The sequence below is a fragment of the Parasedimentitalea marina genome, from assembly GCF_004006175.1.
GTDB lineage: Bacteria > Pseudomonadota > Alphaproteobacteria > Rhodobacterales > Rhodobacteraceae > Parasedimentitalea > Parasedimentitalea marina.
This window is the reverse complement of record NZ_CP033219.1, coordinates 500,538-516,923: the sequence shown is the minus strand read 5'-3', so window position 1 is coordinate 516,923 and position 16,386 is coordinate 500,538. Positions and strand designations below refer to the sequence as shown.

The window sequence follows — 16,386 nt, the reverse complement described above, 5'->3', positions numbered from 1 at the left end:
ATGGTTTCAGCCAAACCATCGCCCTCGGCACATCAAGAGATCACATCAAACATTGTTAGGTGTCAAAAATTAGATATCCTTCATCAAACGCAAAGCGTCAAAAATCGCTGCATGTGTGTTACGGGCCGAGACCGCATCACCAATGCGGAACAGCTGGAACTGCCCGCCTGCGTTGCGCGTAACCGTTTGCGGATTGCCAGCGATAAGCGCCTCGTGATCCACAGCACCTTGGTTCGTTGATAGCGGCTTGAGATCAAAGTAAAGGTCGTCCAACGGCAAGGTACCATAGTTGACGACGACCTGCTCAAACGTCGCCTCATATGTGTGGTCACTGTAGTCTGTGCCCACCGTTGCAATCAGCCTGTTGCCATCGCGTTTCACATCGAGCAGGCGACGGGCGAGGGTGAACGTCACGTCCTTGTCTTGGAGTGATCGCATGTAGGGCACGAGGTTCATTGCCATTACGTCAGGTGCAAAGGTGCGATCAGGTGTCATAATTTCAACGGCGGCCCCAGCCTTTGCCGCTACCTCCGCTGCCTGCAATGCCGGGTGGTCACCGCTTTCGTCATAGATCAGGACGGTACCTGCAGGTTTTACATCGCCCGAAATGATATCCCAGGTTGTCACCACATTGGGCTGTTCGTCGGATTGTTCAAACAGTGCGATGTTGGGCATCCCCCCCGTCGCTACAATCACTACATCGGGATCAAGCGAAGTGACGTCTTCAAGTTCGGCCCAGGTGTTAAACTGAAATGTAACATCGCGGGCGGCACACTGTGACATGCGCCAGTCGATGATCGACATCATTTCACGCCGCCGTGGGTTTTGCGCAGTCAGATGAATTTGTCCTCCAGGGTCAGCAGCGGCCTCAAAAACCGTAACATCATGCCCACGTTCTGATGCGACGCGGGCCGCCTCCAATCCGGCCGGACCCGCACCGACAATCACAACCTTTTTCTTATTATCGGCCCGCGCAATCTCATGCGGCATGGATAGCTCGCGACCGGTGGCTGCGTTGTGGATGCAAAGTGCGTCGCCAGCCTGATAGATCCGATCGAGACAATAAGTAGCGCCAACACAGGGGCGGATGTCCTCTTCACGGCCCCCAATTATTTTGCGCACGATATGAGGGTCGGCCATATGTGCACGGGTCATTCCGACCATATCCAGCAACCCGGCCTGCACCGCATGACGGGCAGTGGCAACATCGGGGATCTTGGCCGCATGAAACGTCGGCATGCCAGTTGCCTTCTTCACGTCGCCTGCAAAATCAAGATGCGGTGCGTTTTTCATCCCCTGTACCGGGATCACATCGGTCATGGCCGGATCGGTGTGGATACGGCCCCGGATCACATTGAGAAAGTCAATCTTACCGGTGGCGGCCAGCCGTTTGGAGATCTCCAATCCCTCTTCGGGGGAAATGCCGCCCTTTTGCGCTTCATCTGCCGTGTAGCGCAGGCCCACAATGAACTCAGCGCCCACCCGCTTGCGAATTGCGTCCAAAACATCCATCGGGAACCGCATGCGGTTTTCAAGAGTGTCAGCGCCATAGGGCCCAGTCAGATCGTTGGTCAGCGGCGACCAGAATTGATCCAGCAGGTGACCGTAGACCTGCAATTCAATGCCGTCCATTCCGCCTGCCTGCATGCGCTCTGCCGCGTCAGCAAAATCACTAATGATCCGCTCGATATCCCAGTCTTCGATCAATTTCGGAAAGGCGCGGTGTGCCGGTTCGCGATGTCTGGAGGAGGATACAGAGGGCAGCCAATGCCCTTTGTTCCAGGTGGTGCGGCGACCGAGGTGGGTCAGCTGTATCATCGCAGCGCAACCATGCTCATGCACTGCATCCGTCAGGTCTTGGATCCAAGGCACCACGTCGTCGCGATAGGCAAGGATATTGTTGAAAACCGGCGGGCTGTCTTTGCTGACTGCCGCCGACCCTGCCGTCATAACCAATGCCACGCCAGCTTTGGCGCGTTCTGCATGATAGGCCGCATAGCGCTCCTTGGGCATCCCGTCTTCAGGATAGGCGGGTTCATGGCTGGTTGTCATGATCCGGTTGCGCAGGGTTAGATGCTTGAGTTGGAATGGCTGAAGCAAAGGGTCATTTGACATAGGGCATCCTTGGGACGTTACCAGAAACACAAAACCTGACATATGTGTCAGTTCATGCTTTCTGGAATTGACACCTGTGTCAAGAATAATAGAGTCATGCCATGGAAACCGCCCCACAACCCCGCGCACGCGCGACCCGAAGCATTTGGCTTGACGCGGCATATGATCTGTTTGTGCAAGATGGCATAGAGGCCGTCAAAATCATGCCACTTGCGAAGAAGCTGAATCTAACCAGAACCGGGTTTTACTGGCATTTCAAAGACCTGGCAGAGTTGCTCAGTGGGCTTGTTGATCTTTGGCAATCGCGCAACACCGGCAGTATACTTGAGCGATGCGCTCTTCCGGCGGACAGTCTGTGTTCCGCCCTGTTTAATCTGACAGATTGCTGGATAGATCCTGACCTTTTTGATGCTCCGTTGGACCTGGCAATCCACAATTGGGCCCGAAACGATGCAAAACTGCAAAAATTGGTGGATGCTTCGGATCAGGCCCGGTTGGACGCGGTCCGGGGCATATTCCTACGTTTTGGCAAACCGCCTGAGGCCGCGCATTATCGGGCACTGACAACTATTCTGACGCAAAGTGGTTACTACACGAAGCAAGTCATCGAGACCCGGATGGACCGCGCACTTGCAGGGTGTCACTATGTTGAGGTTTTTGCTGGCGAACGTCCAACACAACAGGAGATCGACGCATTTCTAAGTCGTCATCGTGGGGGGGGATTCGGATAATCAACGCCAAGAAAAAATGGCCAACTTGAATATACCGGGAAGGTCGTCAGCAGTATTGGTTTGGCGGGCGGGCAAAACGCCACCGCTCTATGTGCTCTGTATGTATTGACCCATGCAAACGGAGCATCGAAGCTGCTGTTGGACGTGTTTGGCGAGGTCAGTGGGGCCCATACTCGCATGGCGATTGGAACAGAAAATATGCCCTTTAATGCAACGACAGAGGTCGAAGCAGGGTTTTGGATCAAAGTCTGACGTTCTCTTTGATTTCAGCTGATTGTTGCAGCTGAAATTGACGCCGTTACCCGGTGATCAGGGCTGTGAAGAGTACATTCAAGTCTCAACGTTCAAGTCATTCCAATGGTCGCCTGCCCCGCAAGACTCTCTGAAATATAGTGAAATTTTGCGGGCTTGATTAGACCTGCACCTGACTACATCTGTGCCAGATAGATTCATTTACAGGAATACATCCGTTCAATAGGCTCAGCGCAATTGAGGGATTAGCGTTATGAGTTTGTTTTTTCGCCTCTTCGTTTTGATGCTGTCGGTTTCATTGCTGCCCGTGCCTGATGCACGTGCTCAGCAACACCCATTCCTTGCCGAATGGCAGACAAGCTTGGCCAACCTGTCCTGCGATGGGCAGGCACCAACCCCATTCGATCTTGATACAGTGATTGCCTTAAGCGCGGCGTTTGCCCGGCGGGATGTTCCAACCATGGCCGAAGCTGCCAATTTCTCGCTTACCGAATACATCCTAAACGGCAACCGGATCCGCGATGCCAATCAAGGTGACATTCACGCCGAGCGGTTTCTGGCGGCCAATTCCGACAGCGGTGATGCGCTGCGCGCAGCCATCGAAACCCACCAGCAAGCGCTGTGCCCGGTGCTGGAGTACATTGCAGGCAAGGGCCTGTTTGAAATTTTAGAAACTCAGGTCAATGTCCGGAGCTATTATCAACCACAATCTGAACTGGCGCAGTTTCTGCTAAATATGCATGGCTGCGACGCCGGTCAAATGGACGGGTTGTTTGGCCCCGGTAGCAGACTGGCCTGGAATCTAGCGGCCGCGAACTCTGATCGGGTGCGCAGCCTGCGCGATGGCGAAGTTCCGGGCCCTGCTGATGTTGTTGCGCTGGCGCATGCTCCGGCGACTCCCGGACTATGTAAGAATTCACCCGAAAATCTGGCACAGTTTCTATCAACTTTGTCGGCTTGCAAATCCGGGGCAAAGCCACTGAAAGATCCTGCCAGTCTGGGCAAGAAACTGGCGGACATAACGGGCCCGGACAAGCGCTGGCGCAGTGATGCATTCGAGCGGATATTGTCGCCATTCTGGCAGACCTGCGAAGGCAAACTACAGTCTGGCCCGGATGCCTTTTTCAAAGACGCCTCTTATGCTGGAGAGGTCCTATTGCTGGCCTTTATTGGCGCACATGATCCCGTTCCGGTTACAGTTGCTGAACTTGACAAGACGGCACGTGCCTTGCTGCGTGCGATTTCGGACCCCGCGGTTGGCAGTTGGGAGAAACCACGCGACAGCGCCGATATATTGCGCGAAGTAGGCGTCGCGCTTGTGCTCGGTCAGAATATCGCTCCACAACCGGAATTTGGTCTTTGGCTTATTGCCGTCTCGTCGAACCAAAGTGACTTTCTACGCGGCTCGCCAACAACGATCGCCAGTGCCTATCTTGACGGTATTCTGCCGGTAGACATGTCGCCATCCGTAGCCCCGGCGCTTAACCGCCTGCTTAGCCCAGTGTTTTCACCAAATGAACTTTCGGAGCTTGAATACACCGACCCGGACGCCCAAGACAGAAAATCGGTCTTTCCCGACGCCGCACCCGAAACACCACCTTGGTGGCTGCCGGAAGGTGATGCGATACCAACCTTCGCCACCATCGGATTGGACTTTAACACTCCGCTGTCCGAAATACATGACGCTGTCAGCCAGGCCCGACGCGCCGCAGAAGATCCCACCTGGGCTGACCTCATCCGGGTGCATGGCAGTGCCGCGCAGAATGCCCGGATAGCAACGTTACTGATCGAAGGTTTCGTCTCTGGCGGCAAACAGGTTGATCTGGCCCTGCTCCATTTCCAGTCGGCCGCTGACAAGGGCAACAGCTATGCGATGCTTCGACTGGCGCAGATGCATGAGCAGGGCTATGGCGTGACACGCAATCCCGATAAAGCCATTTTGTTTTATCAGCAAGCCGCTGACGCAGGACAACCCGCTGCGATGCTGGCACTTGCTGAAGCCTATGAAACTAGCCACAAAGTGGCACAGGATTGGGATAAGGCACTGGATCTGTACCAGCGCGGACTGGGCTTGGCCAGCAATCCCGCCTCGCCTATTCAGGGTGTTGAGATTGCCATTGGCCGCCGTCTCATGGCGGGCAGCCGCTTTTTCGATGACGGGCTAGGACGCGATCTGCTGGACGACTTGTTGGCAGCATCGGGCAACACCGGGCCCAGCTATCTGCCGTGGTCGGGGGATGTGGGGCTTGCCATGGGTGACATGTTTGCAGGCCTGCGACAAAGCCATTCGGTTGACCTGCAGCGCGCAGCGGATTGGTATCGGGCGTCCACTTCAATAGAGGCAGAACAACGGCTCCTACGTCTGCTATGGGCCCGGCCAAATCTCGCCCGAACCACGCGGGAACTGCGCGACCTGGCCGAGGGTCACCTTCTTGCGCTTTGGCTTGACAACCCGGACCCACAAGGCTTTCGCGCCGCGTTGTCAGGGCGCTGTAAATTCACCGACCCTGATTACACGGACTGTGCCGAATTCCTGCGTCAGGCCGCCATTGGCAGTTTTGATACCGCCTTGATATCCCCGGCCTATGACTGGCTGGTTCAAGAGGCAGCCGCAGCCCAAAGATATCGCTCCCTGGTCGCAGCTGATCCCTACAGTGACAAGAGTTACATCTTGAACAGCAATCAAAGCGCGCTGCCAGCCAACGCGGCGTTGGTCGACGTTCTGGCGTTCTACGGCGATTTCGACGGCGCGCGGTCCGCCCTGCTGCCCCTCAAATCCCTGATGACTTCTGATGGCTCCACCGCATCTGCCGCCAGGGATATCGCCCTGCGTCAATCCCTTCGCAGGTATCTTGAAAACGGCGACGCCGAGGCATGGCGCCCTGTTGCCCGTCTTTTGCGGGCGCTTGCCGAACGGGGCGACAGCACCGCCAGAGAATTCCAGTCGCTCGCCGCTAGCTCTACCGGAATACTACAGCCTGTTCGACTGGATCTGGACACTGCAAGAACCCGGTTTGATAAAGTCGAAGAACGGGGCGCAGCAACGCCTTCGTTCAGTTTTTCGGCCCGTCGCTTGTCACAGCTTGAAGGCACAGCAGGCAACATCGAGCGCGCGGTCGAACTGGAACTGATTGCGATGCGAGGTGACTTTTCTCGGCACAGCGTCGCACAGGTCTGGCTGGGGCCTGTCCCATCGGCACTGGCACGGGTCTGCACCCTGTCTCGCGGCTCGGAACGATTGTTCGAACTGGACCAAAAGCCTCTTGCCCTTGCCTTGGCCAAACAGGCCGTTAACGAGCTACAGGCGTTGCGCGCCGACCTTATCGAATTACCGGAACACCTGCAGTTGTGTTTCCGGGATCATATGAGCAACCACTACCGATGGCTGGCCGATCTGTTCATCCGGCAGAACCGCCCGTCTGAGGCCGCCGCTGTGCTCAACATGCTGAAATCTTTCGAGACATTCGAATATGTCGGCCGCGACACCGATTATGGACAAGCTGGATTTAAGGTGCTGGCACTTATCCCCGAAGAAAACGCGCTGATCGAGGCAGCGACCCAGGTGGCTGCCCTGGCCGCCAATAGTATGCAGCAGCGGCGTGATTTAAATTTGCGGCAATCGGTTGCCAATATCACTAACGAAGAGACATTACGCCGTGAGCAGCTGAATGTGGAACTTGAACACTCCCGCCGTAGAGCACTTGAAAATATGCAACGGTCCACAGCACAGGTGCGGGCCCTGGACACGGCGGCAGGCATTGAACCAGACCTGACAATCCGCCGTCTATTGCGCGAAACTGTCTACGGTCAAAGTGCAATGGTTCTGCAATATTTGGTGTTGCCGGACCGTCTTGGAATCGTTTTGACAACCAAGGACAGCCAGCGATCCTTTGTGCGGGATCATCTGCCTAACGGACAGCCGTTTTCAGAGGTTGCGTTGAACGCCAAAATCAATGCCTTCCGCGGATCTCTCAGCCATCAGAACGGCGACCCCGACCCACTGGGGGCTGAGCTCTTTGAGATCCTGTTCCCACCAGAGTTGACCGAAGAAATCCAAAAAGCCGGCGGTGATACCCTGGTTCTGTCCCTGGATGGTCAATTGCGCTTTCTGCCTTTCGCGGCTCTGCGCGATGACAACGGCTATCTGATCGAGCGTTTCACACTGACACATGCCACTGAGGCCCGGCTTGCTGGGTCGATTGATGGCGAAATGGGGCGAATTTCTGCTTTTGGAGCGACCCGCAACTGGGAAAACCTTGGCGCATTGCCAGGGGTCGCTATTGAGCTCGACCGGCTTGTCATCTCGGAAGAGGGCGACAATGGGGTGGTGCCCGGTGACACCTTTTTTGACGACGACTTTACCCTCACCAGCTTTACCAACGCTCTGTCCGCGCCGGACCGCAAGAAAACGGATCTGGGCATCGTGCATCTTGCGTCTCATTTCGTACTTGGCCCCACACAGGACGAGTCGTTTCTGATGATGGGAGACGGTACCAAGCTGTCTGTATCCGAGATCAGGCAGGGGCTTGGCATCGGGTTGAATTTCAATGGTGTTGGTCTTTTGACCTTGTCGGCCTGTAACACGGCCTTTGGCGGTACCGACAATGATGGTCGTGAGCTGGAAAGCTTTGCCGCCGTTGCTCAGCAAAAAGGTGCGGGTGCCGTTGTGGCAACCCTTTGGCAAGTCGGCGACATCTCAAATGCCCTGCTCATGGAGCGTATGTACGACCATCTGATCAACAAGCAAACCACCCCAGCGCAGGCCCTCGCTTCAGCGCAGCGCGCCTTTTTAGCTGGCGGTGATATCCTAAGAGGTGGCGCAGATCCAAACGAACGCTACTCTGGCGCCTCCCATCCTTATTACTGGGCTCTAATCGTGGTCCTGGAAGGAGCAGAATAATGCGAAACACCATTATTTTATCGAGTTTCTTCGCTGCCAGCGCCACTTTGGGGCTGGCGCAAGAGCCAGCATGTTATGCCCTTGAAACACCCTCTGAAACGCACGGGGTCAATACCTTGACCCTTAGTGACGATGGCGAGGTCAATTACACGCTGATCGGCAGCCCTTATGTGACTTACGAATTTTCCTGCGCCTTTTTTGACGACAATACTGTGGCCTATTGTTCGGTCGATTGCGACGGTGGCGCGCTGACCCTAATCCGCTTTCCTGAAACTGTGCTGGCTGACTTCAGCCACCTGCGCGTGGAAAGCGCCCGTATCGAAAGCATCGCAACACAGATTGGCGCAATGGAGGCTGATGGAGAAGTGATAAGCGGGCTATTTCAACTCACCCCCGCTGCCGCCACAGTGTGTAAAGCCGCCGCAAACCAGCGCCAACCGCTTTTGCTTGAACCCGGAGATCTTTACCCGGCTGTTGAACGCCTGGAGAGATACCTTTTTGAAGGTGGTTACTTCAATGATGTGGCCGATTGGTATTACACCGAGGAAACGGCCCAGGCGGTACGAGCGTTTCAAGCTGAATATGGTGACCCGGTTACGGGATTGGCCGATTGGGCCCTGCTGCAGAAAATTGGCATTTATGCATCATATAGCTTTGGTGGCTGCTGAATGACCAAGGGAAGCGTTCAGCCAGTGCGACACTGACAGCGACCAATCAGGTGTCGGTACATCCTATGCCTGTGATGGCAAGGCGCCCTTAACTCCAACAACGCCCTATGGGGATATCTGGCGCCGGGCTACACTGTCCTGACGTCACTCGTCTTTAACGCCACTTTGGTCACCGTTATCATTGACGAAACGGTCCAATCTGATCACAGAAACTATGTAGGCCGAAATGTAAAAAACACTCCCGGGGCTGAATCATCACCTTCTGGCGTTAAAGACAAGGATGCGCACATGCAGCAGGCAGAAGATTTCCGGGCAGAGAGCCTTGCGCTGGCAGGTATACTAGAGGACCTACCCGAAGCGGAGTTTCACCAGCCAACTCTGTTTAAGGAGTGGTCGATTGATCATATTTTGGGCCACCTACACCTCTTTAATGTCGCCGCAGTCGCATCGCTCAAAGGGCCTGACTCTTTTGCCAACTTCATAAGTCCGGTCGTCACAGACATGCAAATGGGCAAATCCATTTTGGACTGTCAGTTCCCCTGGCTGGATGGACTGTCCGGGCGGGCCCTGTTTGAGGCGTGGCGCAATGGGGCCGAAGTCTGCGCAGACTCATTCGCCCAGGCCGACCCAAAAGACCGCGTAAAATGGATCGGGCCAGATATGAGCACGCTCAGCTCTATCACTGCCAGGCAAATGGAGACCTGGGCACATGGGCAGGCCGTGTTTGATCTGTTGGGATTGGAACGCAGGGATCTGGACCGTATCCGCAACATTGCCCATCTGGGAGTTGCGACCTTTGGATGGACATTTCTCAATCGCCAAGAAGAAGTGCCCGCCCCTGCCCCTTATGTCGAGCTAACTGGGCCATCTGGCGCGGTATGGCAGTGGAATGAGCCGCAAAAGGATAATTTTGTGCGCGGCCAGGCGGTCGAGTTTGCACAAGTAGTGACCCAGACACGAAGCATTGCCGATACGGCGTTACAAGCCAGTGGCGACGTTGCGCATCATTGGATGAACCACGCGCAATGCTTTGCCGGGCCGCCAGTCTCTCCCCCGGCCAAGGGTCAACGACACAAAGCAGGCTGAACTACAGGTTTTCTCGGTGATCGTCGCATCCCTGTTCGATCATCCACTCGCCACATCGATGTGGCGAGCAGGGTCCGGACCGCTATGAAAGCAATCCGGTTTTATCAGGCGATCGAAACCAGCTCGAGCGCAAATGTCAGATCTTTGCCCGCCAGCGGGTGATTGGCATCCAGTGTGACTGTTGCATCATCGACCTCAACCACGGTGACTGGCAGTGCATGCCCTTCTGGTGATTGCATCTGCAGCTGAGTGCCAATTTCCAGTGGGATATCATCGGGAATTCCCTCACGCGGGATAGCCTGACGAGCGCCTGGATTGATTGGGCCATAGGCTTTGGCACAGGGGATCTCGATGGTCTTTTTCTCACCCACCGTCATGCCCGGCATCTCAGTGTCCATGCCTTCGATCACCTGACCGGCGCCCACTGTGAACTCCAGCGGATCACGGCCTTCTGAACTGTCGAACACGCTGCCGTCCAGCAGAGTTCCGGTGTAATGGATGCGAACGATGTCGCCGGCTTTGACCTCGGTCATTGGGGGTCCAATCTGTCAGGGTTTTCAAACGGCGCTAAATTATACATTGACCTTAAAATGTAAAGCAGGACCAAACGCAGCCACCGCTTTGTGTGCCATACAATATCCCGCTTCCCCCTTGCGCGGCCCTGTGCCACTGTTCCGGTAAGGGAGATCCGCATGCCAATCACAACCTGTATTTTCGACGCCTATGGCACCCTGTTCGACGTCGCTGCAGCGGCCAGACAGGCCGCCGCCGAACCAGAGTTTCCGCTATTGCGCGACAGCTGGGTTGAACTGGCAAATCACTGGCGCCTCAAGCAGCTCCAATACACCTGGCTGCGCGCAATCACGATCGCCCATACCGATTTCTGGGAGGTCACTCAGAACGGGCTGGATTGGGCGCTGGAAGCCACAGGTCTGGACGGCGACGCCAGGTTGCGCCAGCGATTATTGGACCTTTATTGGGAGCTACAGGCCTACCCTGAGGTTCCCGCGATGCTGCAGGCCTTGAAAGCGGCTGGGTTGAACACCGCGATCCTGTCGAATGGGTCGCCCGACATGTTGGACGGCGCGGTCCAATCTGCCGGTCTGGGCGATGTACTGGATGATGTGCTGTCCGTCGAGAGTGTTGGCATCTTTAAACCAAATGCCCGTGTCTATGATCTGGTTGGCGCCCGGTTCAATTGCCATCGCAACGAGGTGCTGTTTGTCTCGTCCAATGGCTGGGACGCGGCAGGGGCTGCGGGCTATGGCTTTGCCACCGCCTGGGTCAATCGCGCAGGCGAACCCATGGATCGCTTGCCCTGGACACCACAGCATGTGCTGACCGACCTGACACCCATTCCTGATCTCGCAGGCAATTGACCGCCAAAACCCATATATAGAAAGACCACCACATGACTTCGCTTGCCATGATCAACGCCGCCGCCCAGCGGCTGGATGGACACGCCCGGGTGACACCATTGTTGTCTTCCCCGTTTCTGGACGACATCGCCCAGCGCCGTATTCTGATCAAACCCGAGTGCTTGCAACACACTGGATCGTTCAAATTTCGCGGTGCCTGGTCGGCTCTGTCAGCCCTGGACCCATCCGCGCGCGCAAAAGGCGTGATCGCCTATTCCAGTGGCAATCATGCACAGGGCATTGCCCATGCCGCCACCCTGCACGGCGTACCCTCGGTGATCGTGATGCCCGCAGATGCCCCACAGCTGAAGATTGAAAACACCCGCGCATTGGGGGCCGAGGTGATCCTGTACGACCGCGCCAACGAGGACCGGGACGCCATTGGTCAGGCCATCGCAACTGAACGCGATCTGACATTGATAAAACCTTTTGACGAGCCGCAAGTGATCGCGGGGCAAGGCACGGTGGGGCTAGAGATCGCCACCCAGGCCGCAGATCTGGGTGTCACAACTGGCGAGGTCTTGGTCAATTGTGGCGGCGGCGGGTTGACCTCTGGCATCGCGCTGGCGTTGGAGGCCCAGGCCCCACAGATGCAGGTCAGGCCTTGTGAGCCAAAAGGCTTTGACGATGTGACACGCTCGCTGATCTCAGGACAGATAGAGCGCAATGACCAGACCTCGGGGTCCATCTGTGACGCCATCCTGACGCCGTCACCGGGGCAAATAACCTTTCCAATCGTGAAGCGGCTGTGCGGCGCTGGCCTTGTGGTCAGTGAAGACGAAGCCCTGCACGCTATGGCATTGGCCTTTCTGCGGCTCAAAATCGTGCTGGAGCCTGGCGGTGCTGTGTCACTGGCGGCTGCGTTATTCCACGGGCATGCGCTGACCAGCGAGGTCGCAATCGTCGTCGCCACCGGTGGCAATGTCGATCCCGAGGTCTTCCAGCAGGCCCTGCAGCGTTTCAGCTGACCGCGCGACTTAGATCAGGGGGCATCTTTACCCCTGTGCGTCATCCCGGTTACAGAGGCAAAGCCCCAGCCCGAAAGGTAGACGATGCCGTTTGCAGACCTAGAAGATGTCCAGCTGCACTATCGGATCGATGGCGATCCGGATGGCCCTCCGGTGGTTTTTGCCAACGCGCTGGGCACGGATCTGCAGCTTTGGGACGCCATGCTGCCGCATCTTCCTGCCGGGTTGAAACTGATCCGCTATGACCTGCGCGGTCACGGGCTGTCCTCGGCCCCAGCTGCGCCCTATTCCATGGGCGCGTTAATCCGCGACGCCGAGCGGCTGCTGGAGCTGCTGGACATCCGCGACTGTATTTTTGTCGGCTTGTCGATCGGCGGCATGATCGCACAGGGGTTGGCTGTGAAACGGTTGGATCAAATCCGTGGACTAGTTCTGTCAAACACCGCCGCCAAGATCGGCACCGCTGCTAAATGGCAGCAACGCATTGAGACGGTGAACACCGCGGGCCTTGAATCCATCGCTGATGAGGTGATGCAGCGCTGGTTTTCGCGCGGCTTCCGCACCCTGCCCGAAATGGCCCTTTGGCGGTCAAAGTTGGTGCAGCAGTCACCCGTCGGCTATACCGGTTGCTGTGCTGCCATTGCCGGGACGGATTTTTATACCCCCACCAGCGGGTTACGGCTGCCCACCCTGGGCATTGCCGGGTCCGAGGACGGCGACACGCCCCCTGATTTGGTACGCGAAACCATTGACCTGATCCCCGGGTCTTCGTTCGCATTGATGCGCAAGGCGGGTCACCTGCCCTGCGTAGAACAGCCACGGGACTATGCGACCCTGCTCGACACCTTCCTGCAAAAGATCGGACACTATGGCTGATATACTCCTCGTTCACGGCTCTTGCCACGGAGCCTGGTGTTGGCGCGATCTGATCCCCGCCTTGCAGGCACAGGGTCACACTGCGCGCGCGATAGACCTGCCAGGTCATGGTGACGCACGCGATCTGGCCTCGGTGACGCTGGACCAGTCGGCAGATGCGATACTGGCTGCCACAACCCCGGACACCATAGTGTTGGGACATTCCTGGGCCGGCTACCCGATTTCAGCCGCCGCCGAGAAAGCACCCGACGCAGTGCGCGGACTTATCTATCTCTGTGCCTATGTGCCAGTGTCGGGTCTGTCACTGATCGACATGCGCCGCAATGGCCCGCGCCAGACATTGACCGATGCCGTCATCAAAGACCCAGGTGGTGCCAGCTATAAAATCGACCCCAACCGCGCCCCCGACCTTTTCTATCACGACTGCCCGGCAGAGGCTGTGGACTATGCCTTGTCCCACCTTTGCCCTCAGCCCATCAGGCCACAAGACACGCCTTTGTTTGTGTCAGATCGTTGGCGTAAAGTGTCCAAGGCCTATATTCGCTGTGCAAACGATCGCGTCATTCCGCCCGAATATCAAGCCGAGATGGTCGCCGACTGGCCGCGCAACCATGTTCATGACATGCCCCTCTCGCACTCGCCTTTCTTTGCCGACCCCAGATGGTTGGCAGATGTCATCACCCGTATCGCAAGGGATATGTAATGGCCGCGTCGGTTTGCGACTGCCAACAGTATAGCGATCGCGTCCCAGCGGCGATGCTGGGCGCCTGTGCACCGGTAACGTCGAAATGCCGCCCCGGATCCAGGCTCGGCGTTTTGCTGCCGACGTTGCGGAACACCTGCGAAATCAGGCGATTTGTCCGCTTTCCCTTTTAAAACCCGGCAGCTACGGTGCAGGCGTTTTCAATCTGAGTGTCTATGTCCATGCGCCTTCCTATCCTCTTTATTCTGACCACCGTGATGATTGACGCCATGGGCATTGGACTGATCATGCCCATCATGCCGGGGCTCATCGTCGAGGTTCAGGGCGGCAGCCTGGCTGACGCAGCGCTTTGGGGTGGCATCCTTGCAACTGCCTTTGCGGTGATGCAGTTCCTGTTCAGCCCGGTGCTTGGCGGTCTGTCAGATGCCTATGGTCGCCGTCCCGTATTGCTGTTGTCATTGTTTATTATGGTGCTCGACTATCTGGTAATGGCCCTGGCCGGGTCGCTCTGGTTGCTGCTGCTGGGGCGACTTGTCGGCGGCGTCACCGCCGCAACCCACGGCACCGCTGGCGCCTATATGGCGGACATCTCAAAATCGACTGAAAAGGCCGCGAATTTTGGCCTCCTCGGGGCGGCGTTTGGAGTTGGCTTTATTATGGGCCCCCTCATCGGCGGCTTGCTCGGAGAGCTGGGCACCAGGGCGCCATTTTATGCCGCTGCAATTCTATCCGCACTCAATTTCGGGCTGGGCTGGTTTGTGATGAAGGAAACCGTCACCGACGAAAACCGGCGGTCCTTTGACTGGCGTCGCGCCCATCCCTTTGGCGCCTTTCGCACCATGGCCCGCGTTCCGGGCATTCAACGGCTGCTCTGGGTCTACTTTCTCTACTCGGTGGCGATCTACGTATATCCGGCCATCTGGGCCTATTTCACCGAAGAGCGTTTTAACTGGTCGCCGCAGACAATTGGTGTGTCGCTGGCCGTCTTTGGCTTGACTATGGCCCTTGTTCAGGGTGGTGCCCTCCGCCATGTGGTTCGGCGATTTGGCGAGCGTAACACCGTGATTTACGGTCAGCTTTTCGACTTCTTTGGCTTTTCATTGTTAGCCTTTGTCACCAGCGGAACCCTTGCCCTGATCCTGACGCCAATTGCCGCCCTAGGCGGGGTGGTGACACCAGCACTGCAGGCCATCATGTCAAAATCGGTGGCCGACAACCAACAGGGTGAGTTGCAGGGCGTCATGACATCGGTTCAGGCCTTATCGATGATTATTTCTCCGATGTTAATGGCCTCGGTCTTTGCCCAATTCAGCCGCGAGGACGCGCCTATTTATCTGCCTGGCGCCCCGTTCCTGGTTGCGCTGGGGCTGATGATTATCGGACTGGTAATATTCTTACGCACACGACATTCCGTCACGTAAAAACGACCCCTCATTGACGGTTTTCGGCTTGCAGCAATGATGACTGACGGTCACCGTGAGGTCGGCAATACGGGGGAACGTCCATGCAAACCATTAAGGCAGCAGTCTGTCGCGAGTTCGGCGCACCATTGATCATCGAGGATGTTCTGCTTGCAGATCCCCGCATGGGTGAAGTCGAAGTCACACTTGAGGCGGTCGCGATCTGCCACAGTGATATCTCCTATGCCGAGGGCGCCTGGGGCGGTCACCTCCCTGCAGTCTATGGCCACGAGGCCGCCGGGGTGATTACCAAACTGGGCGCTGGTGTTGCAGGCTTTACCGAGGGCGACTCGGTTGTGGTGACGCTGATCCGCGCCTGTGGAAACTGCCCCAGTTGCGCGGGTGGCAAGCCGACAACCTGCGAAACGCCCTATGACACCGTGAACGGCCCCCTTAAGGCTGCGGATGGCAGCCCTTTGCAGCAGGCCATGGCCTGTGGTGCCTTTGCTGAAAAAGTGGTGGTGGATCAGCGCCAAATCGTCAAAATTCCCGAAACCATCGCCAAGGATGTCGCCTCATTGGTGTCCTGCGGCGTGATTACCGGCGTCGGCGCTGTCGTCAATGCAGCACAGCTGCGCGCGGGTCAGGATGTTGTGGTCATCGGCGCTGGCGGTGTCGGCCTTAATGCCATTCAAGGTGCCCGCATTGCCGGTGCACGCCGCGTCGTTGCCGTCGACATGAGTGAGGAAAAGCTGGAAATCGCCAAAGAATTTGGCGCCACGCACGGGGTGCTGGCGACGCTCGATAAACCCTGGCGCTCTGCCTACAAGGCGCTTGGCGGACGCGGGGCGGATGCCGTGCTGATCACAGTTGGCGCCATTCCTGCCTACGAGCAGGCGCCGCGCTATCTGGCACCCAGCGGCAAAGCGATCATGATCGGTATGCCGCATTCTGGCGCCATGGCCAGCTACGAGCCCGTGATGCTGGCAGCTACAGGCCAGGGTCTTATCGGATCAAAAATGGGCGATGTGGTGATCCAACGTGACATTCCCTGGATGATTGATCTGTACAGTCAGGGCCGGTTGAAACTGGACGAACTGATTTCTGGTCGCTGGAGCCTGGAGCAAATCAACGAAGCCATCGCCGACACCAAAACCGGCAGTGCCAAACGCAATGTGATCCTGTTTCCACGTTAATCCCCCTGTCGTAGGGTGCGTGCTATCTCGCACCAATTGCCACAGAAATGCGTGGCTGAACGCATCCACACAA

At 56.9% G+C, this 16,386-nt stretch carries 12 protein-coding genes; 10 read left to right on the top strand and 2 right to left on the bottom strand.

Features of this window, described 5'->3' with window-relative positions:
* Positions 1 to 69 precede the first annotated feature (69 nt).
* A complete protein-coding gene (locus EBB79_RS02625) occupies positions 70 to 2,115 on the bottom strand; it encodes an NADH:flavin oxidoreductase (RefSeq protein WP_127747394.1) in 2,046 nt (681 codons plus the stop codon).
* Between the two features lie 101 nt (positions 2,116 to 2,216).
* On the opposite strand from EBB79_RS02625, the gene EBB79_RS02620 reads away from it, so the two are divergent.
* The 4 genes from EBB79_RS02620 to EBB79_RS02605 all read left to right on the top strand — a co-directional run bounded on the left by EBB79_RS02620 (position 2,217) and on the right by EBB79_RS02605 (position 9,752).
* Entirely contained in the window at positions 2,217 to 2,846 is a 630-nt protein-coding gene (locus tag EBB79_RS02620) for a TetR/AcrR family transcriptional regulator (protein ID WP_127747392.1), read from the top strand.
* 505 nt (positions 2,847 to 3,351) lie between these two features.
* Positions 3,352 to 7,998 carry a CHAT domain-containing protein gene (locus EBB79_RS02615; protein WP_127747390.1) on the top strand — a complete coding sequence of 1,549 codons (4,647 nt, stop codon included), beginning with the start codon at positions 3,352 to 3,354 and terminating at the stop codon, positions 7,996 to 7,998.
* Positions 7,998 to 8,666 carry a peptidoglycan-binding domain-containing protein gene (locus tag EBB79_RS02610; RefSeq protein WP_127747388.1) on the top strand — a complete coding sequence of 223 codons (669 nt, stop codon included), beginning with the start codon at positions 7,998 to 8,000 and terminating at the stop codon, positions 8,664 to 8,666. Before EBB79_RS02615 ends, EBB79_RS02610 begins: the two co-directional genes overlap by 1 nt.
* A 288-nt stretch (positions 8,667 to 8,954) precedes the next feature.
* The gene (locus EBB79_RS02605) at positions 8,955 to 9,752 is read left to right on the top strand and encodes a TIGR03084 family metal-binding protein (RefSeq protein ID WP_127747387.1); all 798 of its coding nucleotides are present in this window, start codon (positions 8,955 to 8,957) and stop codon (positions 9,750 to 9,752) included.
* A 104-nt stretch (positions 9,753 to 9,856) separates the two neighbouring features.
* Here the strand turns inward: EBB79_RS02605 and EBB79_RS02600 are convergent, their stop codons facing one another.
* Positions 9,857 to 10,285, bottom strand: coding sequence for an FKBP-type peptidyl-prolyl cis-trans isomerase (locus EBB79_RS02600; protein ID WP_127747385.1), 429 nt, complete (start codon positions 10,283 to 10,285; stop codon positions 9,857 to 9,859).
* A 159-nt stretch (positions 10,286 to 10,444) separates the two neighbouring features.
* On the opposite strand from EBB79_RS02600, the gene EBB79_RS02595 reads away from it, so the two are divergent.
* The 6 genes from EBB79_RS02595 (at position 10,445) to EBB79_RS02570 (ending at position 16,313) form a co-directional block, all read left to right on the top strand.
* Complete coding sequence (locus EBB79_RS02595) at positions 10,445 to 11,131, top strand: haloacid dehalogenase type II (RefSeq protein WP_127747383.1); 687 nt, start codon at positions 10,445 to 10,447, stop codon at positions 11,129 to 11,131.
* A gap of 32 nt (positions 11,132 to 11,163) precedes the next feature.
* On the top strand, positions 11,164 to 12,138 hold the full coding sequence (locus tag EBB79_RS02590; RefSeq protein WP_127747381.1) for a threonine ammonia-lyase: 975 nt from the start codon (positions 11,164 to 11,166) through the stop codon (positions 12,136 to 12,138).
* Positions 12,139 to 12,222: 84 nt separating this feature from the next.
* A complete protein-coding gene (pcaD, locus tag EBB79_RS02585; protein ID WP_127747379.1) occupies positions 12,223 to 13,014 on the top strand; it encodes a 3-oxoadipate enol-lactonase in 792 nt (263 codons plus the stop codon).
* Positions 13,007 to 13,717 carry an alpha/beta fold hydrolase gene (locus EBB79_RS02580; RefSeq protein WP_127747378.1) on the top strand — a complete coding sequence of 237 codons (711 nt, stop codon included), beginning with the start codon at positions 13,007 to 13,009 and terminating at the stop codon, positions 13,715 to 13,717. Before pcaD ends, EBB79_RS02580 begins: the two co-directional genes overlap by 8 nt.
* 221 nt (positions 13,718 to 13,938) lie before the next feature.
* The gene (locus EBB79_RS02575; protein WP_127750850.1) at positions 13,939 to 15,138 is read left to right on the top strand and encodes a TCR/Tet family MFS transporter; all 1,200 of its coding nucleotides are present in this window, start codon (positions 13,939 to 13,941) and stop codon (positions 15,136 to 15,138) included.
* Between the two features lie 83 nt (positions 15,139 to 15,221).
* Positions 15,222 to 16,313, top strand: a complete 1,092-nt coding sequence (locus tag EBB79_RS02570) for a Zn-dependent alcohol dehydrogenase (protein ID WP_127747376.1) — start codon at positions 15,222 to 15,224, stop codon at positions 16,311 to 16,313.
* Positions 16,314 to 16,386: the final 73 nt, after the last annotated feature.